The sequence below is a fragment of the Chryseobacterium sp. SIMBA_038 genome (assembly GCF_046535115.1).
Taxonomy (GTDB): domain Bacteria; phylum Bacteroidota; class Bacteroidia; order Flavobacteriales; family Weeksellaceae; genus Chryseobacterium.
In genome coordinates this window covers 62,968-87,941 of the sequence record NZ_JAWRXH010000004.1, presented here as the reverse complement: position 1 = coordinate 87,941, position 24,974 = coordinate 62,968, and the positions used below count along the sequence as shown (strand labels likewise).

General features: G+C 34.9%; 21 protein-coding genes. 18 read left to right on the top strand and 3 right to left on the bottom strand.

Annotated features, from left to right (window positions below; genetic code table 11):
- Positions 1 to 65 precede the first annotated feature (65 nt).
- The 17 genes from SB689_RS14080 to SB689_RS14000 all read left to right on the top strand — a co-directional run bounded on the left by SB689_RS14080 (position 66) and on the right by SB689_RS14000 (position 18,260).
- Complete coding sequence (locus SB689_RS14080) at positions 66 to 1,199, top strand: GTP cyclohydrolase (protein ID WP_410692758.1); 1,134 nt, start codon at positions 66 to 68, stop codon at positions 1,197 to 1,199.
- Between the two features lie 394 nt (positions 1,200 to 1,593).
- On the top strand, positions 1,594 to 1,965 hold the full coding sequence (locus SB689_RS14075; protein WP_066752178.1) for an NADH-quinone oxidoreductase subunit A: 372 nt from the start codon (positions 1,594 to 1,596) through the stop codon (positions 1,963 to 1,965).
- Positions 1,966 to 2,036: 71 nt separating this feature from the next.
- The gene (locus tag SB689_RS14070) at positions 2,037 to 2,597 is read left to right on the top strand and encodes an NADH-quinone oxidoreductase subunit B (protein WP_047397471.1); all 561 of its coding nucleotides are present in this window, start codon (positions 2,037 to 2,039) and stop codon (positions 2,595 to 2,597) included.
- Between the two features lie 5 nt (positions 2,598 to 2,602).
- Positions 2,603 to 3,097, top strand: a complete 495-nt coding sequence (locus SB689_RS14065) for an NADH-quinone oxidoreductase subunit C (RefSeq protein WP_410692757.1) — start codon at positions 2,603 to 2,605, stop codon at positions 3,095 to 3,097.
- 74 nt (positions 3,098 to 3,171) lie between these two features.
- Positions 3,172 to 4,395 carry an NADH-quinone oxidoreductase subunit D gene (locus SB689_RS14060; RefSeq protein ID WP_066752182.1) on the top strand — a complete coding sequence of 408 codons (1,224 nt, stop codon included), beginning with the start codon at positions 3,172 to 3,174 and terminating at the stop codon, positions 4,393 to 4,395.
- A gap of 120 nt (positions 4,396 to 4,515) precedes the next feature.
- Positions 4,516 to 5,025 (top strand): complex I 24 kDa subunit family protein, encoded by a 510-nt coding sequence (nuoE, locus tag SB689_RS14055; protein WP_054512959.1) that lies wholly within the window; start codon positions 4,516 to 4,518, stop codon positions 5,023 to 5,025.
- 65 nt (positions 5,026 to 5,090) lie between these two features.
- On the top strand, positions 5,091 to 6,449 hold the full coding sequence (nuoF, locus tag SB689_RS14050; RefSeq protein ID WP_410692756.1) for an NADH-quinone oxidoreductase subunit NuoF: 1,359 nt from the start codon (positions 5,091 to 5,093) through the stop codon (positions 6,447 to 6,449).
- 10 nt (positions 6,450 to 6,459) lie between these two features.
- Positions 6,460 to 7,356 carry a hypothetical protein gene (locus SB689_RS14045; RefSeq protein ID WP_410692755.1) on the top strand — a complete coding sequence of 299 codons (897 nt, stop codon included), beginning with the start codon at positions 6,460 to 6,462 and terminating at the stop codon, positions 7,354 to 7,356.
- 41 nt (positions 7,357 to 7,397) lie between these two features.
- A complete protein-coding gene (locus tag SB689_RS14040) occupies positions 7,398 to 8,396 on the top strand; it encodes a 2Fe-2S iron-sulfur cluster-binding protein (RefSeq protein WP_054512961.1) in 999 nt (332 codons plus the stop codon).
- A 79-nt stretch (positions 8,397 to 8,475) separates the two neighbouring features.
- Complete coding sequence (gene nuoH / locus SB689_RS14035; protein WP_410692754.1) at positions 8,476 to 9,540, top strand: NADH-quinone oxidoreductase subunit NuoH; 1,065 nt, start codon at positions 8,476 to 8,478, stop codon at positions 9,538 to 9,540.
- Positions 9,541 to 9,602: 62 nt separating this feature from the next.
- Positions 9,603 to 10,160: a NuoI/complex I 23 kDa subunit family protein gene (locus tag SB689_RS14030; RefSeq protein ID WP_054512963.1), complete on the top strand. Its 558-nt coding sequence runs from the start codon at positions 9,603 to 9,605 to the stop codon at positions 10,158 to 10,160.
- Positions 10,160 to 10,657, top strand: coding sequence for an NADH-quinone oxidoreductase subunit J (locus SB689_RS14025; RefSeq protein ID WP_410692753.1), 498 nt, complete (start codon positions 10,160 to 10,162; stop codon positions 10,655 to 10,657). Before SB689_RS14030 ends, SB689_RS14025 begins: the two co-directional genes overlap by 1 nt.
- Before the next feature lie 4 nt (positions 10,658 to 10,661).
- Positions 10,662 to 10,991, top strand: coding sequence for an NADH-quinone oxidoreductase subunit NuoK (nuoK, locus tag SB689_RS14020; RefSeq protein ID WP_054512965.1), 330 nt, complete (start codon positions 10,662 to 10,664; stop codon positions 10,989 to 10,991).
- A 2-nt stretch (positions 10,992 to 10,993) separates the two neighbouring features.
- A complete protein-coding gene (gene nuoL / locus SB689_RS14015) occupies positions 10,994 to 12,907 on the top strand; it encodes an NADH-quinone oxidoreductase subunit L (RefSeq protein ID WP_410692752.1) in 1,914 nt (637 codons plus the stop codon).
- The gene (locus SB689_RS14010; RefSeq protein ID WP_410692751.1) at positions 12,907 to 14,400 is read left to right on the top strand and encodes a complex I subunit 4 family protein; all 1,494 of its coding nucleotides are present in this window, start codon (positions 12,907 to 12,909) and stop codon (positions 14,398 to 14,400) included. Before nuoL ends, SB689_RS14010 begins: the two co-directional genes overlap by 1 nt.
- Before the next feature lie 99 nt (positions 14,401 to 14,499).
- Complete coding sequence (locus tag SB689_RS14005) at positions 14,500 to 15,879, top strand: NADH-quinone oxidoreductase subunit N (protein WP_410692750.1); 1,380 nt, start codon at positions 14,500 to 14,502, stop codon at positions 15,877 to 15,879.
- Positions 15,880 to 15,953: 74 nt separating this feature from the next.
- Positions 15,954 to 18,260 carry a GAF domain-containing protein gene (locus SB689_RS14000; RefSeq protein WP_410692749.1) on the top strand — a complete coding sequence of 769 codons (2,307 nt, stop codon included), beginning with the start codon at positions 15,954 to 15,956 and terminating at the stop codon, positions 18,258 to 18,260.
- Here the strand turns inward: SB689_RS14000 and SB689_RS13995 are convergent.
- Both SB689_RS13995 and SB689_RS13990 read right to left on the bottom strand, forming a co-directional pair.
- On the bottom strand, positions 18,257 to 19,180 hold the full coding sequence (locus tag SB689_RS13995; RefSeq protein ID WP_410692748.1) for a bestrophin family protein: 924 nt from the start codon (positions 19,178 to 19,180) through the stop codon (positions 18,257 to 18,259). The genes SB689_RS14000 and SB689_RS13995 overlap by 4 nt on opposite strands.
- Positions 19,181 to 19,201: 21 nt before the next feature.
- Positions 19,202 to 20,380 (bottom strand): Pycsar system effector family protein, encoded by a 1,179-nt coding sequence (locus SB689_RS13990; protein ID WP_410692747.1) that lies wholly within the window; start codon positions 20,378 to 20,380, stop codon positions 19,202 to 19,204.
- A gap of 38 nt (positions 20,381 to 20,418) precedes the next feature.
- On the opposite strand from SB689_RS13990, the gene SB689_RS13985 reads away from it, so the two are divergent.
- Positions 20,419 to 24,120, top strand: a complete 3,702-nt coding sequence (locus SB689_RS13985) for a metallophosphoesterase (RefSeq protein WP_410692746.1) — start codon at positions 20,419 to 20,421, stop codon at positions 24,118 to 24,120.
- 55 nt (positions 24,121 to 24,175) lie between these two features.
- On the opposite strand, the gene SB689_RS13980 is transcribed toward SB689_RS13985, so the two are convergent.
- The gene (locus tag SB689_RS13980; RefSeq protein ID WP_410692745.1) at positions 24,176 to 24,943 is read right to left on the bottom strand and encodes a hypothetical protein; all 768 of its coding nucleotides are present in this window, start codon (positions 24,941 to 24,943) and stop codon (positions 24,176 to 24,178) included.
- Between the last annotated feature and the right edge of the window lie 31 nt (positions 24,944 to 24,974).

Genomic DNA, 24,974 nt, shown 5'->3' with positions numbered 1-24,974 from the left:
AAAACTGTGCCAAAGTATTACATTTTATTTATTTATATTTGCTTTACAATTAGCCCTATTAAACTATGTCTACAATTGCAATTATTGAAGTAAAAAGCCAAAAAGAATTAAAACAATTCGTAAGATTTCCGATGGATCTTTATAAAAACAATCCTTATTATGTTCCTTCTTTTATTAAGGATGAATTTAAAATTTGGGATGCTAAAGAAAACCCGGCTTTAAACTATTCAGAATCAAAACAATATCTGGCAATAAAAAACAATAAGGTAGTTGGAAGAATCGCTGTGATCATCAATCATAAGGAAGAGAAAGAATTAGGCGTTAAAAAAGTTCGTTTCGGATGGATTGATTTTATTGATGACAAAGAGGTTTCAGCAGCTTTAATTCAAAAAGCAATTGACTACGCTAAAGAAAACAATATCGATAAAATTGAAGGCCCAATGGGTTTCACCAATCTTGACAAAGCAGGAATGCTAACGATGGGCTTCGATAAATTGGCAACAATGATCGGTATTTATAACCACGAATACTATCCTAAACATCTTGAAGAACTTGGACTTACAAAAGAAAAAGAATGGGTAGAATTTGAGATGAATTTTCCTAAAATTTTACCTGAAAAAGTAGAGAAATTCAGTGGACTAATTGCTCAGAAATATAAGCTTAAAGTACTTCATTTCAACTCAAAAGAAGAGATTTTACCATATGTAGAACCTATGTTTAAATTGCTAGATGAAACTTATAAACATCTTTCAACATACACTCCGATTTCGGATGAACAAATCCAAACTTACAGAGAAAAATATTTTCCTTTTATTGATAAAAACTATGTAATTTGTGTTATTGATGAAAATCAGGAACTGGTTTCTTTTGCCATTACAATGCCTTCATATTCAAGAGCTTTACAAAAATCTAAAGGGAAATTATTTCCGTTTGGATGGTGGCATTTTTTACAGGCAAGTAAGAAAAATGACCGTGCTAATTTCTACCTTATCGGAATTCACCCTGAATATCAGAGACGTGGCGTAACCGCTATTATTTTCAAAGAAATTTTTGTCCGATTTACAAGCATGGGAATCGATTTCGCAGAAACCAACCCAGAATTAGAGGAAAACAAGAGCGTACAGGTTCTTTGGCAGGACTACAATCCTACAAACCATAAAAGAAGAAGAACCTACTCTTTGGATATAAGTAATGAATAATTGGTAATAAGTAATTTTACCTATTTTCAACACACTCAATAACTTCATCTCTAAAACCCTCAAACTCTCAAACCCACCAACCCCTACCACCCAATAATGAAGCCACATCTTATCATTTTCGCGATTTTAATAGCAGGTTTTATCGCTTATAATTTGTTTTTTAAGATTGAAGACGACCGAACAAACACAGTAGTTAACATAATGTATGCAAGTATCCTATTTGCCTACATTTCGTTTATGGCCTACTCTCTCCTCAAAAAAATGAAGAAATAACAGCTATTTTTATTGATTCTAAATTACCACTTTTCCTAATTTTAATCCCACTTTTAAGGTTATTAATTTCATGCTTTCTTGTTTATTCTGTAAATTTGCAAATTGAGATAATAATGCAAAAATGAATTTACCTGAAAGTTATATTCCAATCCTTATCCAAGCCGGTGTTGCGGTTGCTTTCGTAGCTGTTTCATTACTTGGAGCGCATTTTTTAGGCCCACAGCAGAAAAAAGGAGATTCTGTTAAGAACCAAAGCTGGGAATGTGGAGTTCCTGTAGAAGGAAATGCCAGAACACCGTTTTCTATCAAGTATTTCTTGACTGCGGTATTATTCGTACTATTCGATATTGAAATCGTATTTTTTTATCCTTACGCTGTAAACTTCAGAGAATTCGGATTTGAAGGATTCTTTGCTGTGCTTACGTTCGTGGCGATTTTCTTCGTAGCATTTTTCTACGTTTGGAAACGTGGCGCACTTGATTGGGATAAATAAAAAACAAATTGTGAATTATAAGTTTTGAGTTTAATCTAAAATTTATATTTCAAAATCTAAAATTAAAAGAAATGTCAGATAACAAACCAGTAATAAGAACAGATGCACCTGCTCCCGAAGGATTTGAAGGAGAAGGCTTTTTCGCAACGAAACTGAGCAGTGTAATCGGGATGGCTAGAAAGTTCTCTCTTTGGCCGTTACCATTTGCAACCTCTTGTTGTGGTATCGAGTTTATGGCTACCCTAAACCCTACTTATGATGCTTCAAGATTTGGTATGGAAAGAAACTCTTTCTCACCAAGACAGGCAGATATGTTGATGGTTTGCGGAACGATATCTAAAAAATTAGGACCAGTCCTAAAAGAAGTGTATACTCAGATGGCTGAGCCAAAATGGGTAGTTGCTGTTGGAGCTTGTGCTTCCAGCGGTGGTATTTTTGATACATACTCTGTGTTACAGGGAATTGATAAAATTATTCCGGTTGACGTTTACGTTCCCGGATGCCCGCCAAGACCGGAGCAGATTATTGAAGGTGTAATGCAGGTTCAGGCTTTGGCAGAAAGCGAAAGCATCAGAAGAAGAGATATGCCTGAATACCAAAAATTATTAGATTCTTACAACATTAGCAACTAACGGAAATGACGAACGAATTTGTATTAGAAGCAATCACAAGAGAATTTCCGGAATCTGTAATCACAAGTTCAGAGCCTTACGGAATGTTGACTGTTGAAGTGAAGAAAGAAGATATCAAGAAGATTATTCATTATCTTAAAGATTCATCGCTGGAATTTAATTTCCTTACAGATATTTGTGGAATCCATTACCCAGAATTTCCGGACAAAGAAATAGGCGTTGTATATCACTTACATAATATGATGGCCAACTTCAGAATCCGTTTGAAAATATTTATGTCCAGAGAAAATATCGAAGTTGATTCTCTTGTAGAATTATACGCAGGAGCCAACTGGATGGAAAGAGAAACTTTTGATTTCTACGGAATTAAATTTAAAGGACACCCTGATCTTAGAGCTATTTTAAATATGGAAGATCTTGGATACCACCCAATGTTGAAAGAATATCGTCTTGAAGATGGCACAAGAACAGACAAGAACGATAGCATGTTCGGAAGATAAAATTAATGCAATAAGCAGTAAGCAGTAAGCAATAAGCTTAAAGCCTAACGCCTATAGCCTAAAGCATTTAAATTATGAAAGATAACTCATTATCTAATATACTAAACCAGTACGACAGTAAGGAGCAAATTGATGGTCAATTATACACCCTTAATTTAGGTCCTACCCACCCTGCTACTCACGGGATTTTCCAGAATATCTTAACGATGGATGGAGAAAGAATCCTTCACGCAGAGCAGACCGTGGGTTACATCCACAGAGCATTTGAAAAGATTTCTGAAAAAAGAAATTATTCTCAGATCACTACCCTTACCGACCGTATGAATTACTGTTCTGCACCAATCAACAATTTAGGTTGGCACATGACAGTTGAAAAGCTAATTGGAGTTAAAGTTCCTAAGCGTGTAGATTACATGCGTGTAATTTTGATGGAATTAGCAAGAATCGGTGACCACCTTATTTGTAATGGGGTAACCGGGATGGATGCAGGAGCAATTACAGGTCTTACGTACATGTTCATCGAAAGAGAGCGTATTTATGATATGTATGAGCAGATTTGTGGAGCAAGAATGACTACAAATATGGGAAGAATTGGAGGTTTTGAAAGAGATTTCACTCCAAAATTCCATGAGTTACTGAAGGATTTCTTAAAAACTTTCCCTGCAAGATTTGCAGAATTCGGTCAGTTATTAGAAAGAAACCGAATCTTTATGGACAGAACCATCGGTGCAGGAGCAATTTCTGCCGAAAGAGCATTAAGCTATGGTTTTACAGGTCCAAATTTACGTGCAGCAGGTGTAGATTATGATGTAAGAGTTGCACAACCTTATTCTTCTTATGAAGATTTCGACTTTATCATTCCGGTAGGAACTGCAGGTGATACTTACGACCGTTTCATGGTTCGTCAGCAGGAAATCTGGGAATCTCTTAAAATAATCAATCAAGCATACGATAATCTTCCAGAAGGGCCATTCCACGCGGATGTTCCTGATTTCTATTTACCGGAAAAAGCTGATGTTTACAGCAAAATGGAAGCATTAATTTACCATTTCAAAATTGTAATGGGAGAAACTGATGTTCCTAAAGGAGAAGTTTATCACGCTGTAGAAGGTGGAAACGGAGAATTAGGTTTCTATCTAGTGAGTGATGGTGGAAGAAGTCCTTACAGACTGCACTTCAGAAGACCATGTTTTATCTACTACCAAGCCTATCCTGAAATGATTACAGGTTCTGTAATCTCTGATGCGATTGTGACGATGTGTAGTATGAATATTATTGCGGGAGAATTAGACGCATAATTTAGATATTAGAAAAAAGATGAAAGAAAAAAGACTTTCATCACCTTATATAAAACGAATTTAGAATATTGAACTTTAGAATATTTCCTTGGTTCTTTAGTCTTTAATTAGAGATAAAAAATGAGCGAAACAATAGCTTTTAAACCGGAAAGTTTAGCACAGGTACATAAAATTATGGCGAGATATCCTGAAGGTAGACAAAAATCTGCTCTTCTTCCTGTTCTACACATAGCACAGAAAGAATTCGGAGGATGGTTAGACGTTCCTGTGATGGATTATGTTGCTGAATTATTAAGTATTAAGCCAATTGAAGTATATGAAGTAGCTACTTTTTATACCATGTTCAATATGAAACCGGTTGGTAAATATGTCTTGGAAGTTTGCAGGACCGGACCTTGTATGGTTTGCGGAAGCGAAAAAATCCTGGACCATATCAGAACTAAACTGAACATTAAGGATGGAGAAACTACAGAAGATGGAATGTTCACACTAAAACCGGCTGAATGTCTTGGTGCTTGTGGATATGCACCAATGTTACAGTTAGGGAAATTCTTTCATGAAAATTTAACAATAGAGAAAGTTGACGAAATCCTAGATCTTTGCAGAGAAGGGCAAGTTGATTTGGGCTAATAAAAATTTAAATTTTAACAATTAAATGCAAGAAGCCAAAAGCCAATTGCAATAAGCATATTAAAATGAGTAAAAAACTTTTACTTAAGGACGCACATATAGAAGGTATCCGCTACTTTGAAACTTACCGTAAACAGGGAGGTTACACAGCAGCTGAAAAAGCCTTGAAAATGACACCCGAGGAAATCTTGGAAGAAGTAAAAGCTTCCGGACTTCGTGGACGTGGTGGAGCAGGATTCCCAACAGGAATGAAGTGGAGCTTTTTGGCAAAACCGGAAGGCGTACCAAGACACTTGGTAGTAAATGCTGATGAATCTGAACCTGGAACGTTCAAAGACAGATATTTGATGGAATTTCTTCCTCATTTATTGATCGAAGGAATGCTTATTTCATCTTATACTTTAGGTTCAAATGTTTCTTATATCTACATTCGTGGAGAATATTCTTGGATTCCGGATATTTTAGAAGAAGCTATTGAAGAAGCTAAAGCTGCAGGATTTTTAGGTAAAAACATCTTAGGAACTGGTTTCGATTGTGAAATTTATGTTCAAAGAGGTGGTGGAGCTTATATCTGTGGTGAAGAAACAGCATTGCTTGAATCTCTTGAAGGTAAAAGAGGAAACCCAAGACTAAAACCGCCATTCCCTGCTGTAAAAGGACTTTGGGAAAGACCAACGGTTGTAAATAACGTTGAATCTATTGCTGCAATTGTTCCTATCATTGATATTACAGGAGCTGAATACGCTAAAATTGGAGTTGGAAGATCTACAGGTACAAAATTAATTTCTGCTTGTGGAAATATTAATAAGCCAGGAGTTTATGAAATCGACATGACCATTACGGTTGAAGAATTCATTTACTCTGATGAATATTGTGGTGGTATTGCGAACGGTAAAAAGCTAAAAGCTTGTATTCCGGGAGGTAGTTCAGTTCCAATTGTTCCGGCTAATCTATTATTAAGAACCGTAAACGGAGAACCAAGATACATGAACTACGAATCATTAGCTGATGGTGGATTTGCTACCGGAACAATGATGGGTTCAGGAGGTTTCATTGTTTTAGATGAAGACCAGTGTATCGTAGAACATACCATGACGTTGGCAAGATTTTATCACCACGAAAGTTGTGGACAATGTACACCTTGCCGTGAAGGAACGGGATGGATGCATAAAATCTTAAAGAAAATTGAGAAAGGAGAAGGAAAAATGGAAGATATCGATCTACTTTGGGATATCCAGAGAAAAATCGAAGGAAATACCATTTGTCCTTTAGGTGATGCAGCAGCTTGGCCTGTAGCAGCAGCAATTCGTCACTTTAGAGACGAGTTTGAATGGCATGTGAAAAATCCGGAATTGTCTCAGACACAAAATTACGGACTGGCAAATTACGCAGATCCAATTCCTGCTGTTGAAAAAAATGCTTAGACAAATTATAATGAAGAAGTTATTAGTTGTTGGATTAGTTATTTCGAATTTTGTTTTTGGACAAAACGCCAAAAGTGATAGTTTGAAATATCCTTATGAAGATGGTAACGGACCAACTGTAGGCCCAGTTCCTGTTAAGAAGAAAGAAAAACCTTATCCATTAAGCAAAAAAGGTCAGATATTCGTTTTCTATGGTTGGAACAGAGCTGCTTATAGTAATTCTGATATCCATTTTCAAGGAAACGGTTACGATTTTCAATTGAATAATGTATCAGCACAGGATAGACCTACAAAATTTGGAATCGTTTATTTTGATCCAAGTTGGTTTACCGTAACGCAGTATAATTTCAGGCTAGGATATTTTATTAAAGATAATTTAGCATTGGTACTTGGGATAGATCATATGAAATATGTGATGGATCAGAACCAGACAGTAGATTTTAAAGGTCATATTTCAGATCCTCAGTATGCAGGAATGGTACAAAACGGACAGGTAGATTTATCTGATTCACAGTTTCTTACCTTTGAGCATACAGATGGACTTAATTATGAAAATTTAGGTCTTGAGAAATATAAAAATCTTATTCATAAAAAAAACATAGATTTAGTATGGTCTTATGGAGCCGGAATCGGAGTAATGTTTCCTAAAAGTAATGTAAAACTTTTCGGAAATGAAAGAAGTGACCGTTTTCACGTTGCAGGTATGGGAACTGATATCAGATCCAGTTTAAACTTAGTTTTCTGGAAAAACTGGATGATCAGAGTAGAAGGAAAAGCCGGTTATATTAATATGTGGGATATAAAAACCACATTAAATAACAAACCTGATAAAGCACAACAGGATTTTGTTTTCGGACAGGTTCTGGCAGGAATCGGATATACATTTAATACTAAGAAAAATAAATAACAAAGCCTATTGCTTAATGCAGAAAGCTTAAAGCATATGATATGAGCGAAGAAGTTAAAAAATTCACAATAACTATAGACGGACAAACTACCGAAGTTTTGCCTGGTACTTCTATTCTTGAAGCAGCAAGACAAATCGGTGGAAAATCTGTACCTCCTGCAATGTGCTACTACAGCAAATTGGAAACCAGTGGAGGAAGATGTAGAACTTGCTTAGTAGAAGTTTCGAAAGGATCGGAAGCAGATCCTCGCCCTATGCCAAAATTAGTTGCAAGTTGCAGAACTAACGTAATGGACGGTATGGAAGTTAAAAATCTTTCTTCTGAAAAAGCTCAGGAAGGAAGAAAGGCGGTTACCGAATTCTTATTGGTTAATCACCCACTAGACTGTCCTGTTTGTGATCAGGCTGGTGAATGTCATCTTCAGGATCTTGGATATGAGCATGGAAATCTTCAGACAAGAACTGAGTTTGAAAGAAATACATACGAAGCAGACGATCTTGGTCCGAACATTAAGTTGAATATGAACCGTTGTATTCTTTGCGCAAGATGCGTATTGACGGCAAATCAATTAACAGAGACTAGAGAGCACGGAATTCTTTTCAGAGGAGATCACGCAGAAATTTCTACCTATTTAAATAAAGCTTTAGATAACGACTACATCGGAAACATTATCGATGTTTGTCCTGTTGGAGCATTAACAGACAGAACTTCTCGTTTTGCAAGCAGAGTTTGGTTCACAAAACCAATGAATGCTACTTGTAAATGTGGTAAATGTTCAGGAAAAGCTGTTGTTTGGATGAAAGGTGACGAAATTGTAAGAGTTACTGCCAGAAAAGATCAGTGGGGAGAAGTTGAAGAATTCATCTGTGATACATGTCGTTTCGAAAGAAAAGAACTTTCAGATTGGAATATTGAAGGCCCTAGACATATTGACAGACATTCTGTTATTTCATTGAATCACTATGAAAAGCCTAAAGATGAGCTAAGAGTTTTAGACAATCCAATGGCTAAGGAAATCAGTGAAAAAGACGAAAAATAATTTTAATAAGATTGCAGATTTCAGAAACAGATTGAATCTAATTTCTAACTTCTAATATCTAACATCTATAAAAATAAAAATGGATTTACTTACATTTAAACTTATACTTGTACTTGCGCTTTTCTTGTTATCATTAACGATAGCAGCCTACTCTACTTGGGCAGAAAGAAAAGTTGCTTCTATTATGCAAGACAGAATTGGTCCCAACAGAGCCGGACCTTTCGGATTACTACAGCCTCTTGCAGATGGTGGAAAGTTTTTCTTTAAAGAAGACTTTACACCTGCCAATGCAGAGAGATTCCTATTTGTATTAGGACCGGCTTTGGTAATGTTTATTTCATTAATCACAGGAGCGGTTATTCCTTGGGGTAAAAGTTTAAATATTGGAGGTACTTCTTTTGATTTACAAGTTGCTAACATTGATGTTGGTGTACTTTTCATCATCGGAATGGCTTCTATTGGTGTTTACGGAATCATGATCGGAGGTTGGGCTTCGAATAACAAATATTCATTATTAGGTGCCATCCGTGCTTCGTCTCAGATGATTTCTTACGAATTGGCAATGGGATTAGCTTTACTTTCTATCATTATGATGACCGGAAGTTTAGATCTAAAAGTAATTACTGAAAGCCAAACTACAGGAAAACTTTGGGGAGTTATTCCTTGGGTTTCCGGTATGAACTGGAATATTTTCTACCAACCAGTTGCCTTCCTTGTATTCTTTGTGGCTGCTTTGGCAGAAACCAACAGACACCCTTTCGATTTACCTGAATGTGAATCTGAATTGGTAACAGGATATTCTACAGAATACTCATCAATGAAATTAGGTTTATACATGTTCGGTGAATATGTGAACATGTTTATTTCAAATGCATTTATGGTTGTTCTTTTCTTCGGAGGTTACAACTATCCTGGAATTGATTGGGTAACTCAGCACTGGGGTGAGAACATCGCAGGAATCTTGAGTATCGTAGCATTTTTATCTAAAACGATAATCGGAATCTTGATCTTTATGTGGATCAGATGGACGCTTCCAAGATTTAGATATGACCAATTAATGCACCTGGGTTGGAAAACATTAATTCCAATGGCATTGGTGAACTTAATTATTACAGGTGCTGTAATTTTAGCATTTGCAAACTAAGAAATAGATAAGAATATATTTTTAACGCTGAATAAAAATTCGGCCTAAAAAAAATAAAATAAATGAAACTTACTAACAGATCAAAAGTTGTTTCTAACAAAGAAATGACCCTTGCTGAGAAAATCTACCTTCCGGCGATTTTCAAAGGTATGGGGATTACATTTAAGCATGCTGTAAGAACCGTTATGAAAGGTGCTCCTGCAGTTTACTCGTATCCTGAGGTACAGAAGCCGAGAACTACTATCTGGAGAGGTCAGCACGTTTTGAAAAGAGACGAGGAAGGCAGAGAAAGATGTACAGCTTGTGGACTTTGTGCGGTGGCATGCCCTGCAGAAGCAATTACAATGACTGCGGCTGAAAGAACTAAAGAAGAAAAAGGCCTTTACAGAGAAGAGAAATATGCTTCAGTATATGAAATTAATATGCTAAGATGTATTTTCTGCGGTATGTGTGAAGAAGCTTGTCCGAAATCTGCAATCTATCTTACAGACAGATTGGTAGACGTAGAAACCAACAGAGGTTCTTTCATCTACGGAAAGGAAAAGTTAGTCGAAAAAATAAATGAAAGGATTGATATCACTACAAGACAATCCGAGAAACAAAAAAATGCGGTAAAATAATGGATCAGTTTTTATTTTTCTTGGTGGCGTTTTTAGCAGTGGCTAGTGCAGTGTATTTTGTATTTGCAAGAAATCCTTTATATGCTATTTTGTCATTAATTGTCACGATGTTTTCCATTGCAGGAATGTACATTCTTTTGAATGCACAGTTCTTAGCAATTATTCAGATTATAGTGTATGCCGGAGCAATCATGGTATTATTCCTTTATATACTGATGATGCTTAACCTTAATAAAGAAGACGAAAGTAAGAAGAGCAATACTTTAAAATTTATTGGTGTTTTTACGGCTGGTCTTTTATTAATTGGAGTTTTAGGCGTATTCAGAGGAATACAGGACAATCATATTGTTGCAGATAATGTAGACAAGGGTGTTGGTCTTACTAAAAATCTGGGTAGACTTTTGTTTAACGAATATGTTTTGCCGTTTGAGCTTGCCTCGATTCTTATTTTAGCAGGTATTGTAGGTGCGGTATTAATCGGTAAAAAAGATTTATAAAATTATGGGAGAAGTAAATACATTTATACAAAGCGTCCCTCTAGATTATTTCATAATTCTTTCTTCAGTATTGTTCTGTTTGGGAGTTTTGGGAGTATTGTTGAGAAAAAACGCTATTGTTATTTTGGGTTGTGTTGAGCTTATGCTGAATTCTACAAACCTTTTATTAGCTGCATTTTCAGCCTACAAAGGGAATGGCGACGGACAACTTTTAGTTTTCTTCATTATGGTGGTGGCTGCTGCGGAAGTAGCAGTAGGTTTGGCAATTATTGCTATGCTATATAGAAATACCCGTTCTGTGGATGTAAGTATATTTAATAAATTAAGAGGATAAGAATGGAAAATTTAGTGTATGCAATAGTACTTTTACCACTTTTAGGTTTTCTTATTAACGGTTTATTCGGGAAAAATCTTCCAAAGATAGTTGTTGGAAGTTTGGCTACGATTGCTGTTTTCGGATCTTTCTGTATCGCAGTAAGCCTTTTCATGAATTTCGATTCTGAAAGTCAGCCTGTGATCGTAAAAGCTTTTGAATGGTTTAGAGTAAATGGAATTCAAATCAATTTTGGTTTCCAGATCGATCAATTATCATTAATGATGATTATGGTCATCACGGGAATCGGATCTTTGATTCACCTGTACTCTATCGGATATATGAGTCATGATAAAGGTTTCTATAAGTTTTTTACTTATTTAAATCTATTTATCTTCTCAATGTTATTATTAGTAATGGGAAGCAACTACCTGATCTTATTCATCGGATGGGAAGGTGTAGGACTGTGTTCTTATTTATTGATTGGGTTCTGGTATACCAACGAAGAATATGGTAAAGCGGCAAGAAAAGCTTTTATCATGAACAGAATTGGTGACTTAGCATTATTGATAGGTATCTTTATGATCGCTTCTCAAACTAATGCGGTAGATTACCTTACAGTAGCTCAAAACGCTGGAAAATTTGAATTAGACGGATCTGTAATTATCTTTATTACAGCGAGTTTATTTATCGGTGCAACTGGTAAATCGGCTCAGGTTCCTTTATATACTTGGTTACCGGACGCGATGGCAGGACCAACGCCTGTATCAGCATTGATCCACGCGGCAACGATGGTTACGGCTGGTATTTATTTAGTGGTAAGATCAAACTTCTTATTTACGTTAGCGCCAACCGTTCAGGACGGAATCTTATTAATAGGATTCTTAACCGCTGCTTTAGCCGGTTTCTATGCTCTTCGTCAAAACGACATCAAAAAAGTATTGGCATATTCTACAGTTTCACAACTTGGATTCATGTTCATTGCTTTAGGATTAGGAGCGTACACAACAGCAATGTTCCACGTAATGACGCACGCTTTCTTCAAAGCATTATTATTCTTAGGAGCAGGTTCTGTAATTCACGCAATGAGCAACGAGCAGGATATGCGTTTCATGGGAGGTCTTAAAAAGTACATTCCTATTACTCACGCTACCTTCCTTATCGGAACATTGGCAATTTCAGGATTCCCTTTATTATCGGGGATGATTTCTAAAGACGAAATTTTAGTGGCTGCTTATGCTAAAAACCCTATTTACTGGGTAATGTTATTCATTTTAGCGGCAATCACTGCAACGTATATGTTCAGACTGTATTATTTGACATTTCACGGAGAGTTCAGAGGTACAGAAGATCAGAAACACCATTTACACGAAAGCCCGACAAGCATGACATTACCATTGATCGTCTTGGCTATTCTTTCCGTATTGGGTGGATTAATTAACCTTCCTCACTTCATCGGACACGGTCATTATGCTAAACTAATGGAATGGCTGAAACCTGTTCTTACTGAGGAAAGTTTCAAACAAATGGAAAATACCCTTTCAGGAGTTACTTTTAATACTGAAATGATCCTTCTTGGAGCAACAGTATTAATGTTCTTCGCTGTTTGGTTTATTGTGAAAAATACTTATGTAAATAAGAAGAAAATGGCTCTTGCTGAAGAGAACTACACCGGATGGGAAAAGCTTTCTGCTAAAAAACTATATGTAGACGAACTTTACAATGCATTAATTGTAAAAACTGTTGAAGGATTAGGACGTGGAGGAAAGATGTTTGATAAGGGAATACTGGATCGTTTCGTTGACTTTGTGGGCGAAGGCGCTGAAGACAGCGGTAGATCTATGAAACGTATCCAAAACGGAAACGTTGAGACATATATCCTTATCATGTCTTTAGCTGTGGGAATTATACTGATTGTTAACTTTATATTACAATAATGTCTGGTTTATTATTAACATTATTACTATTACCTCTAGTAGGTTCGGGACTGGTTTTTGCATGGAAAGACAAATCCAGCAAATATTTGGCATTAGGAATTGCATTGGTGCAAATGCTTATTACGTTTTACATCGCAGCGGATTTCGATTTTAATCCAACGGTAGACAGCGTATTACAGCACGAGATCAATTATCCTTGGTCACAATTTATTAAAAGCTCTCTTCATTTCGGGATTGACGGGATGAGCTTGCTGCTTTTATTATTGACCAACATCTTAACGCCGATCATCATTTTATCTTCGTTTAATGAAAATGTGAGTTACAGAAACTCTTTCTATGGTTTGATCTTGCTTATGCAGTTCGGATTGGTAGGAGTTTTCACCTCTTTGGATGGTTTACTGTTCTACATTTTCTGGGAAGTAACTTTGATCCCAATTTGGTTTATTGCCGGACTTTGGGGACAGGAAAATAAAAGATTGGAATTCACTACGAAATTCTTTGTCTATACATTCGTTGGATCTTTATTCATGTTGGTAGGATTGATTTATGTTTACAATCATTCCGCATCATTTGCATTAACAGATTTATATAATGCTACATTAAACGAAACTCAGCAGACTGTGGTCTTCTGGTTTATTTTCTTTGCTTTCGCAGTGAAATTACCGGTATTCCCTTTCCATACTTGGCAGCCTGATACTTATACCTACTCTCCTACTCAAGGATCGATGTTGTTATCTGGTATTATGTTAAAGATGGCAGTATACGGAGTTCTTCGTTATTTATTACCAATTACTCCAATTCCAATTGCAGGAATTTCAGGACAAATTGTAATCATTCTTGCAATTGTAGGAATTGTTCACGGAGCATTAATTGCAATCATCCAGACAGATATGAAGAGAATCATTGCATACTCTTCTTTCTCTCACGTTGGATTAATGGTTGCAGGGATCTTTGCTTCCGCAGTAGTTACTTTAAGAGGATCATTCACAATCGAAGGTGCTGAAGGAGCTTTAGTACAGACTTTTGCTCACGGTATCAACGTGGTAGGTTTATTCTACTGTTGTGATATTTTATATAAAAGATTTAAATCAAGAGACATCAGACAAATGGGAGGTTTAGCGAAAGTGGCGCCGAAGTTTGCTGTATTATTCTTGATCATTGTATTAGGTTCAATGGGAGTTCCATTAACCAACGGATTCATCGGAGAATTTATCTTGTTGAAATCTGTATATGATTTTAACGGATTAGCAGCAGTAATCGCTGGTCTTACGGTAATTCTTTGTGCTGTTTACTTATTGAGATTCTACGGAAAAGCAATGTTCGGAGAAGGAAATGATGCCGTATTAAGCACAGCAAAAGATCTATCTGCAGTAGAATTTTCTGTATTGGCAAGTATCGCAGTTTTTGTGATCTTACTAGGTATTTTTCCTCAACCGGTAATTACAATGGTAAGTAGCTCAGTGAAGTTTATCTACACGGCTATGGCTAATTAAGAAATTAAAAGATTTAAAAATTAAAAAATTAAGAGAGAGTATGAAATTTAGAAGCTATTTTTATTCTAATGCTCAGTTCTCAAATCTCAAATCTATATTATGAGTGTTTTAATTATTGTTTTCCTAACGGCAATTGTTGCGTTATTTTCAGGAGTTTTCGAACAGGGAAAATTCGCAAGATACATTGGGATTTTTGGATTAATCATCGCATTGTATGTAAGCTTCATGCCAGAACTTGCTTTTTTCGAAAAGTACAGACACATGTATGACTATACTGCAAATACTGCCTTATTTACAAAAATATCAATTGTAACTACTTTATTATTATTCTTTTTGGGAGGTTTTGCATTCAGCAACCACAGAAGCCACCAGTCAGAATTGTATGCATTGATGTTATTTGCTCTTTGTGGAGGAATTACCCTTTTCGGTTTCCAAAACTTAGTGACATTATTCTTAGGAGTAGAAATTCTTTCCATTCCTTTATATGTAATGGCAGGTGCCAATAAAACTGATCTGAGATCAAACGAAGCTTCTATTAAATATTTCCTAATGGGTGCATTTGCAACAGGATTCCTCTTGTTTGGTATCGCGTTTATTTATGGAAGTACAGGAACTTTCGATTTATATAAAATTCATGATTTCGGAACACAGAATCCTAAAAATGTAATGTTTATTCTGGGAGTTCTGTTGATGCTTTGTGCAATGGCATTTAAAGTGGCATTAGCACCTTTCCACATGTGGAGTCCTGATGTTTATTCAGGTTCACCATCATTGATCACAGCTTTCATGGCAAGTGTTGTGAAAATCTCAGGATTCTATGCGTTATTCAGATTAATGACAATTGGTTTCGCTGGCGTTACTCATGACTGGATCAATGTATTTGGAGTGTTCTTAATCATCACCTTATTCTTAGCGAACGCAATGGGTCTTGCACAGACCAATGCAAAGAGAATGTTGGCCTATTCATCAGTATCTCATGCAGGATACATCGGTTTGGTTTTCTTCGGAATGACGAGCCTTTCTACGTATAACTTAGCATTCTATTTATTTGCATATTCGTTATCTACAGTAGGAGTATTTATGTGTTTGATCTGGGTAGAAAAATTAAAAAGAGAAACTTCTTTTGGAGCATTCAAAGGATTGGCAAAATCTGAGCCTTTATTGGCAACGGTTGCAGCAATCTCATTGCTTTCAATGGCCGGAGTTCCTTTAACAGCAGGTTTCATGGGTAAATTTGCTTTATTCTCTCAAGCAATGAACGGTGCAGCTTTCTTAGTATTGGTAGCCGTTTTAGGCTCTGCTATTTCAATTGCTTTTTACTTAAGACTAATTGTTGCCATGTTCTTCTTTAAAGAAACAACATTTAAAACTTCAGAAAAAGTTACCCTAACTTATAATATTGTTGCAGTTTTCATTATCGCTTCAATTATTATGTTAGGAGTCTTCCCGGATCTGTTTGCAAAGCAGTTCGGATTGTAAGAATCAACATAAAAAATAAAAAGCACAACCTTCAAGTTGTGCTTTTTTCATAACTTTACTTTAAATTTCAGCTTTTGTCAAATCTTTATAAAAAAGATGCTCCATTTCAGGTTTTTATATCATTCAAAAAATATTTGGATGTTCTTGAGCATATCCGATATAACGACAGATTAGAATACCGTGTCAACTACGCTGAATCTTTAATTGAAAAAACCAAAAACTTTAAAGAACTTAAAGAAGGTTTTCAGGATACTGCATTATTAGACAAGCATGAAGAGCTCATCAGGCTTTTATTGGCCGATCTATTCCCAACCGGTTTAACGAATAATGAGATAAAAGCGGCAAGTATTCCACTTTCGGATATTACTTTTAATTATACTGAAAGGTTTAAAAATATACTTAAAGACGCCGGAAAAGATTTCGAAATAGAGCTTAGAAATATTGATGACGATGAGTTTTATGTATTTTGTTGTTGTCTAATTTTACAGAGTTACTTCAAAAAAGATATAAAAAGTACCTTCCCGTTTTATTATGACATTCCCAACAAACTGGGAATCATGAAGCATTATAAAATTACGGTAAATTCTGATTTTACTGAACTTTTTCCTACAGATAAGGCAACCCTACCATCAGATGAAGTCATTGAAATGCTTTTAGAGAATATCGATGATTATAAACTTTGGAAAAAACATTTCCCGTCACAATCTTGGTTATTAAAAGGTTTTACCATTATTTCCCTTGTAGATTGTACCTCGGAGGTTGCACTGTCAGATCTGAAATCAAGCATGATACAGATCGATCCTGAAAATCTGAATCCCGATGAAAATTTAACCGAAATATTCAAATCCTATTTTGATGTTCCGGAACTTAATTTTGGGTTAATGCTTTTCAATAAAAAATATCAGAGCCTTGAAAAGCTTCCGATTTATGAAAACGTTTTTACCAATCATATTTTAGATTTCTGGATTAATGCTTTTGATGAAGAAACAAGGAAAAATACGTTTGATAATTTAAATCATAATTCTAAAGCAATTGTTGTTTCAAATGTTGATAAGTTGGATGAAGAAGTAAAAAATATAGCTTCTTTCAATATTTTAAAGGATAATAATATCAACAGTTTCATGGTAATTCCTATCATGAGAGATAATGAATTGGTGGCGATTATGGAGTTTACATCTTCACATGCCAATAGTTTCAACGGATTAAAGCTAAAAAAGCTTGCATTTTTTACAGATATGATTCTTTTCTCAATCAACCGATTCAGTTTTGAAAAAAATTATCAGATCGAAGCCATTATTCAGCGAGAATATACTTCCATTCACGACAGTGTTGTATGGAAATTCAGAAATGAAGCGGAAAAATATTTCAACGCTTCTTTGGGTAAAAAAATATACACTTTAAAACAGATTTCATTTAAAAATCTTACGCCGCTTTTTGGTTTTTCCGATATTCGTTCGTCTTCGGAAAAGCGTTTTAATTTAATGCTTGAAGATCTTAATCAACAGATTGATGGTCTTCATGAAATTTTTTCATTAATTAATTCAGATTCCGAGAAATATTTATTGGCTTTGGATGTATTTGAGAATGAATTAAACAATGAAATAAAAGCAGATACAGAACAACGTCTCCAAAGATTATTAAGAGAAGAAATACACCCTTATTTGCAGGGAAAACTGGAAGTACAGTCAAGTGGAGAAATTAAAACAAAGATCAAAGATTATTTTACACAGGTTTTTACTCAAAACGATTTGTTTTACGCCAACCGAAAAAGCTTAGACGACTCTATCACTTTGGTCAACCGAAAATTAGCGGATATTTTAGATGAAAGCCAGGTCAAAGCTCAGCAGATCTTTCCACATTATTATGAGAGATTTAAATCAGACGGAATAGAGCATAATTTATTCACAGGCCATAATATTGCTCCGGATCTTCAATATTCGTCAAAAGTTGTTCATCAGTTAAGATATTGGCAATTGAAAACGGTCTGTAAAATGGAGCAGGATTTTCAAAGTTTCAAAAAAGATCTGCCGATTTCTTTAGATATTGCTTCATTGATTTTTGTTTATAACGAAAAAATAGACATCCGTTTCCGAATGGATGAAAAGCGTTTTGATGTAGACGGAGCCTACAATTCGTACTATGAAATTATCAAAAAACGTCTTGATAAAGCCCACATAAAAGATTCATCGGAAAGGATTACCTGTCCCGGAAAGATCACAATCGTCTATTTCGGAATGGAAAATCAAAAAGAATATCTGGATTATATTTCCAGACTTCAGAAAAAAGGAATTCTTCAGTCTGATGTAGAGTTTTTGAGGGTTGAAGATTTGCAGGGAATTACAGGATTACTGGCGTTGAGAATTTCTTTAGTTCAAATTTAATCAACAAAATAAGAATCCGGTTTCTTCAATTCACCTTGTGGAATTTCTGCCTGTTCGAAAATGGAAAATTCAATCGTTCGGCAGATACTGTTCAAAGCAAGATCATTTTCTTCTTCACCAAATGGTTCTGCAATCTCCTGAATAATAGCATCTAAAGCAATAAAAGTATAACTGATCAACAGAACGATCAAAGGCATCATCCAGCCAAGGCTGTCGACCAATCCAAAAGGCAGCCAAAAACAGTATAAATAAACGGTTCTGTGCAGTAAAACACTGTAAGCAAAAGGCAAAGGAGTATTGTAAATTCTCTCGCAACCACCGGAAATATTAGAAAATTGGTTCAACTGATGATCCAATGAAGTCAAAACAATCGTATCGATATTTCCTTTTTTATTCTGCTCGCTCAGCCAATCCGCAATAAACCCCAAAATAATACTTGGAATGAATTTTTTCCCCTCCAATTGTTTAACCTGTTCAGGAGAAAGCAATCGCGAAAGATTCTCAGTGCCGGATTTATCTCTTAATTGATAATTTAGTGACCAGCAAAATGCCGAAATCATTTTTACAATTTTTCGTTTTTCTTCTTTAGCTTCGGGAGAATTATTATTAATTAATGAAAAAATCTGTCTTGTCAGTGACCTTGTTTCAATAACCAACAATCCCCAAAGTTTCCGGCCTTCCCAATAACGGTCATAGCTTGCAGAATTACAGAATCCCATAAAAATAGCTAAAGCCAAACCTATCAACGTAAAAATTGTAGGATTAAGATGAACTTTATAATCGTAAATTTTTCCTTTAAAAAGGTAAACCGCGAAAGAAAACAACGTAATAAGAACAAGCTGAACAATAATTTTCTTCAATACAGAACCTTTCCATATGAACAACATTTTCAGCCAATTCGTGCGCTGTCTTACAATCATTTTTTTAGCTTAAATTAAAAATTATAACGAAAGAAAAGCATACGCAAAAGACAGAACGGAAATAATAATTCCGGCCATAAAAATCTGATACGTGATCGATAAAAGCTTATATTTTCTGTCTAAAACTTTCCCCAAATAATACAAATCCTTAACCATAGAATCGTAAATGTAGTCTCTGTCTTGGATCAAATCTTTCATCGCATTGTGAAAGTCTCCAAACAACATCTGATGGAAATTTCCGAAGAATAAAAGGTTTACTTTTCTATCAGCAATATCTTGGTTCGTAAAATTGGTTTTGGTAACGTTCGGTTTTGTAGATAAAATAGCAAAAATGATCGTCAAAACACTCGATAAAAGCAAAACAAAACTCGGAATAATAAGATGCGAGTTTTTCGGAGTATCCAATTTTGGAACCAAAACAGAAAGACAAACCGAAATAATGATCGCGTTTACAGAAAGTAAAATATTCGCTTTGCTGTCGGCAATATCACTTAATCTCGTGTGGTTATTCAATGTTACTCTAAACAAGGTATCAACACTTCTGTCCGGCTTTTGTTCTTTTGGCTCTTTAGGTTCTTTTTTGCTGTCGGAATTATCTTTTTTATCTTCTTCTTTTTCTAATTTCTTCTCGATTTTTTTGATGTTTTTCTTTTTCAAAGGGTTCCAGTTTTCTTTGGCATAATCGGTATAATACTGGTGCTTATTTTTAAGCATATCCAGATTTCCCTCATTCCATTCGTCGTTTGAAAAACATCTTACGTTGGTCAACTCCCACTCTTTTCTCAAAGAATCAGAAATATCATTATAATCATGGCTTGCGAAATGGCTACAATCCGCATCTTTAGCTATTTTTTCTAAAAGATTTTGAGGTTCATACGTAATTTTAGTCGCTAAAATCAACTTAGAAACATCTTCAATATAATTTTCCGGATAATTTTCTTTTTGTAGAAAATTTTTCAGGATCTCTACTCCTTTTTCTTCATGATTCTGAGCGCACTCAATGTAGCCCGTATCATGAAACCAAAGCGCTAACAATACTTTTTCCTGATCCTCATTGGATACAGGTGTATTTTTCATAATTTCTTCAGCTTTGTTTACCGTATATGTGGTATGAATAAAATTATGATAAAAATATACCGAAGATAACTTATCTTTGAATAAGATTTCAACATAATCTTTGGCTTTGTGTAAAATGCTCATTCCTGAATTTTTGTTATTGTAAATTTATGAATTTATCCTTGAAAAATCATCTAAAAAAAATTCCGATTATCCTCAGACTATTATTGTTCGCAGGACTTGTCTATTCGTGCGCAACATATAACGTAAAAAAAGGTAAAAACTTATTTGAAGTTAAAAATTCTGATATAAAATCTGAAAATGACTTTAAAATATTCTTAATCGGTGATGCAGGTAATGCAGACGAAATCCAAGCTCAGAACACCCTGAATCTGCTTAAAAATAAATTAGATTCTGCAGACGAAAAATCAATGTTGATTTTCCTGGGTGATAATATTTATCCGTCAGGAATGCCGAAAGAATCTGATAAAGATTATGCTCTGGCAAAACAAAAGCTGGAAAATCAGCTTGCGATCACAAAAAATTTCAAAGGAAAAACATTAGTTATCCCCGGAAATCACGATTGGTATCATGGTTTGGAAGGATTACAAGCTCAGGAAGATTTCGCTAAATCATATTTAAACGATAAAAAATCTTTTTTACCCAAAAACTCCTGCCCGATTGATGATATCAACCTTACCAAAGACATTAAACTAATTGTAATTGATACAGAATGGGCGTTGGTCAATTGGGACAAATATCCGGGAATCAATAAAAATTGCAACATCAAAACCCGCGAAGATCTTTTCACTGAATTTAAAGATTTAGTTAATAAAAATCAGGACAAAAGAATAATTGTTGCCCTTCATCATCCGGTAATCAGTAGCGGAACTCATGCAGGCTACACTTCTCCGAAATCTCATCTTTATCCTTTAAAAGGTAAAGTTCCGGTTCCCGGAGTGGCAAGTTTGGTTAATGTGTTGAGGAGTTCGTCAGGTGCAAGTTTAGAAGATATTAATAATCAACATTATGCAGATCTTGCTAACAGATTGAAAAGTATTGTTCAGGAAAAAGAAAATGTGATCTTTGTTTCCGGACACGATCATAATTTGCAATATCACGAGCAGAGAAATATCAGACAAATCATCAGCGGAGCCGGATCAAAGACAGATCCTGCAACAATTGCTGAAAAAAGTGATTTTTCATATGGAGGAAATGGTTTTGCTGTTTTAAACCTAAGAAAGAATCAAAGTTCTGATGTAGAATTTTTTTCAACAAAAGATAATAAATTTCAAAAGCTTAGTCATATTTCGGTTGTTTCAAAACCTGATGTGTTTGTAAACAATTATCCTACTTCTTTTCCGGCTACTGTTTCATCTACAATTTATCCTAAGAAATTAACCAAAAAAGGAAAATTTTACACTTGGCTTTGGGGTAAGCATTACAGAAATTATTACGGAATGCCAATTGAAGCTCAAACAGCCAATATTTCTGAACTGGATGGAGGTTACACGCCTTTTAGAGAAGGCGGCGGAAACCAATCCAATAGTTTGAGATTAAAAGCTAAAGATGGACAGGAATTTGTAATGAGAGGTGTTAAGAAAAGTGCCGTTCGTTTCCTGAACAATATGGCTTTTAAGAAAAGTACTTTCGGAAATGAATTAAACAATACTTTTCCGGAAAAATTCTTGCTGGATTTTTATACTACCAATCACCCTTTTACGCCATTTTCTGTTGGAAATATGGCAGATAAGATTAATATTTTTCATAGCAACCCAAGATTATTTTATATTCCCAAACAACAAGGTTTAGGTGAATTTAACATCAATTACGGAGACGAAATGTATATGATTGAAGAACGTTTTTCATCAGATCCAAAAACTTTACAGTCACTTGATAATGCAAAAGACATTCTTTCGACGGATGATGTTTTGAAGAATTTTACGAAAAATTATAAATATTCGGTAGATCAGGAATCTTACATCAGAGCGAGAATTTTTGACATGCTGATCGGTGATTGGGACAGACATTCCGACCAATGGAAATGGGCAGAATATCAGGATGGAGACAAAGTGATTTACAAACCGATCGCGAGAGACAGAGATCAGGCGTTCAGTAAATATGACGGAGCTGCTTTCAAAATCATCATGAATGTTCCTGCAATTCGTCACATGAAAACATTTAAAGATGATATTAAAAATGTAAAATGGATGAATATGGAGCCTTATCCATTAGATTTGGTCTTTTTAAAAGGTTCTACCGAGGAAGAATGGATCGCACAGGCAAAATACATCCAGGAACATCTGACTGATAAAGATATTGATGAAGCTTTCAATAATATTCCGAAAGAAGTAAAAGATGAAACGATTGCTGATATTCAACGAAAATTAAAATTAAGAAAAACCAAATTACAGGATTACGCAGCCAGATATTTTGATGTTTTACAGGAAAAAGTTCCGTTAGCAGGAACCGTGAATCCCGATAAATTTGTGATTACTAAAACCGGAAATTCTGTTGAAGTAAAGCAATATAAATTAGACAAAAACAAAGAAAATCCAGAGTTGGTATTCGAAAAAACTTATAATGATTCTAAAACAAAAGAACTTTGGATCTACGGTTTGGAAGATGATGATATCTATGAAGTTTCGGGAGACGGAAGACCAAAAATAAACATTAGACTGATTGGAGGTTACAACCACGATGTTTATAATGTTGCCAATGGAAGTAAAGTGAAAATCTATGATTTTAAATCTCAGAAAAACACCTATACAGGTTCAGGAACTAAACATATTTCTGATGATTATGATGTTAATACTTACAATTATAAACACCCTAAATATAATTTTGTAGCAGGTTATCCGAATGCTGATTACAACCCTGATGACGGTTTAATCATCGGTGTTTTGGCGAATTATACAGTCAATAATTTCATACGCGATCCTTATACTCAGAAACACAGTTTGAAAGCTAATTTCTATACTGCAACGGGTGGATTTAATTTAGTCTATAAAGGAATTTTCAAGAAAGCAATTTCTGATTGGGATTTTAATTTGGATGCTTCATTTACAACTCCAAGATTTTCAGAAAACTTCTTCGGTTTGTCTAATGAAAATGAATATGATAAAGAAAATGTAGAGAGAGAATATAACAGAGCGAGAATTTCAAAAATCAATTTTGCGCCGTCAATTTCTAAGAAAAGCTGGATGAATTTGGAGAATAAATTTCAGCTTACTTTTGAGAATAATAAAGTGCAGAAAAATAATGACCGTTTTGTAGATCAGTCGCCTGATGTAAGACCTGAAGTTTTTACAAGTCAGCAATTTGCGGGCGCAAACTATACTTTTAGTTTTAAAAATTTAGATAATAATGCTTTCCCAACTTTAGGGTTAGAATTCTTGATAAATGCCGATTGGAAAACCAATCTTTCAAATTTTGATAAAAACTTTTTAACATTAACAGGAACTTTAGCAATCGATCACAGACTTGATAAGAGAGGAATTTTTGTCTTTGCCAATTCTAGTAACGTAATGTGGATCAACAATAATAATTTTGAATTCTACCAAGCTGCAGCCATCGGTGGAAGTAATGGAATGAGAGCTTTCAGAAACGACAGATTCTCAGGAAGATCTTATTTTACTAACAATTCAGAGATCCGTTGGGATTTTGGTAGAATAAGAAATACAATCATCCCTGCTAATATGGGAGTCTTGGTTGGTTACGACATTGGACGAGTTTGGAATGATAACGAATATTCAAACAGATGGCATCAATCTGCCGGAGTTGGATTCTGGATCAGCGTTGTAGAAATGTTCTCCGCAAGGCTGAATTATTTCTATGGTTCGGATGGCGGAAGAATTTCCGGAGGTGTGGGAATGACGTTTTAATTTCCTTGACAAATAATAAAAAAATCCGCAGATAATTTCTGCGGATTTTTTGTTTTTATAAAGAATGATATAACAAAACTTGCCCGTTGTTGTCATATTGGTAAGTCCATTGCGAATTAAAAGATCCAGGAGGAAACTGATTTGGATTATAAAATTGATAAACGGTTCCTTCAACCTTCCTATAATTATTGATAGATAAACTTTTCTCATAAAGATTATCATTTATTAGAGATAATTTCTTAAATGGATTTTTTGCTTGATCAAAATTTGAGTAGTTTGTCGTCGTTAATGTCTTATCAACACCCCCAGCCTTTTCTAATTTCTCACTTTTAATTAAGTTTTGATTTGAGTCAAAAAGATAAGTTATAAAAACTTCCTTATTCTTATTATATGTATCTTCATATACCATGACTTTATTACTTTCATAAGTATAGCTTTTTGAAGTCACCAACTCATTATCTATATACAATTCTGACTTTTTGGGCTTACCATTTTCCATTGTATAAACTAGAGTTGTGTAAGAATTATCTGAATATTTTAATTCTACCTTATTATTATTGTACGACAAAGTACGATAGGCATCTGGTGAAAAAAAACCATTTTGTTCCATTTTACCATTCATTTTTATCAATCTGTCATTCTCATAATTAAATGTATAATATGATGGACTAAGTGGTACTATTTTAGGGAACTCCATATAATGTACAAGCGCTTTTTCAGGTGATAAGTCTGCTGTTTGTTGCTGATTTTCCGAAACAATATCGTCATCGCTACCACAAGACATTACACTTAAAGCAAATAATAAATAAAAGATTTTTTTCATAATTGGTTAAAAATAATGGCAAAAATAGCTT

Coding starts and splice junctions, on each gene's coding strand:
- SB689_RS14080 (WP_410692758.1), top strand. CDS start 66: ATGTCTACAATTGCAATTATTGAAGTAAAAAGCCAAAAAGAATTAAAA.
- SB689_RS14075 (WP_066752178.1), top strand. CDS start 1,594: ATGAATTTACCTGAAAGTTATATTCCAATCCTTATCCAAGCCGGTGTT.
- SB689_RS14070 (WP_047397471.1), top strand. CDS start 2,037: ATGTCAGATAACAAACCAGTAATAAGAACAGATGCACCTGCTCCCGAA.
- SB689_RS14065 (WP_410692757.1), top strand. CDS start 2,603: ATGACGAACGAATTTGTATTAGAAGCAATCACAAGAGAATTTCCGGAA.
- SB689_RS14060 (WP_066752182.1), top strand. CDS start 3,172: ATGAAAGATAACTCATTATCTAATATACTAAACCAGTACGACAGTAAG.
- nuoE (WP_054512959.1), top strand. CDS start 4,516: ATGAGCGAAACAATAGCTTTTAAACCGGAAAGTTTAGCACAGGTACAT.
- nuoF (WP_410692756.1), top strand. CDS start 5,091: ATGAGTAAAAAACTTTTACTTAAGGACGCACATATAGAAGGTATCCGC.
- SB689_RS14045 (WP_410692755.1), top strand. CDS start 6,460: ATGAAGAAGTTATTAGTTGTTGGATTAGTTATTTCGAATTTTGTTTTT.
- SB689_RS14040 (WP_054512961.1), top strand. CDS start 7,398: ATGAGCGAAGAAGTTAAAAAATTCACAATAACTATAGACGGACAAACT.
- nuoH (WP_410692754.1), top strand. CDS start 8,476: ATGGATTTACTTACATTTAAACTTATACTTGTACTTGCGCTTTTCTTG.
- SB689_RS14030 (WP_054512963.1), top strand. CDS start 9,603: ATGAAACTTACTAACAGATCAAAAGTTGTTTCTAACAAAGAAATGACC.
- SB689_RS14025 (WP_410692753.1), top strand. CDS start 10,160: ATGGATCAGTTTTTATTTTTCTTGGTGGCGTTTTTAGCAGTGGCTAGT.
- nuoK (WP_054512965.1), top strand. CDS start 10,662: ATGGGAGAAGTAAATACATTTATACAAAGCGTCCCTCTAGATTATTTC.
- nuoL (WP_410692752.1), top strand. CDS start 10,994: ATGGAAAATTTAGTGTATGCAATAGTACTTTTACCACTTTTAGGTTTT.
- SB689_RS14010 (WP_410692751.1), top strand. CDS start 12,907: ATGTCTGGTTTATTATTAACATTATTACTATTACCTCTAGTAGGTTCG.
- SB689_RS14005 (WP_410692750.1), top strand. CDS start 14,500: ATGAGTGTTTTAATTATTGTTTTCCTAACGGCAATTGTTGCGTTATTT.
- SB689_RS13995 (WP_410692748.1), bottom strand. CDS start 19,180: ATGATTGTAAGACAGCGCACGAATTGGCTGAAAATGTTGTTCATATGG.
- SB689_RS13990 (WP_410692747.1), bottom strand. CDS start 20,380: ATGAGCATTTTACACAAAGCCAAAGATTATGTTGAAATCTTATTCAAA.
- SB689_RS13980 (WP_410692745.1), bottom strand. CDS start 24,943: ATGAAAAAAATCTTTTATTTATTATTTGCTTTAAGTGTAATGTCTTGT.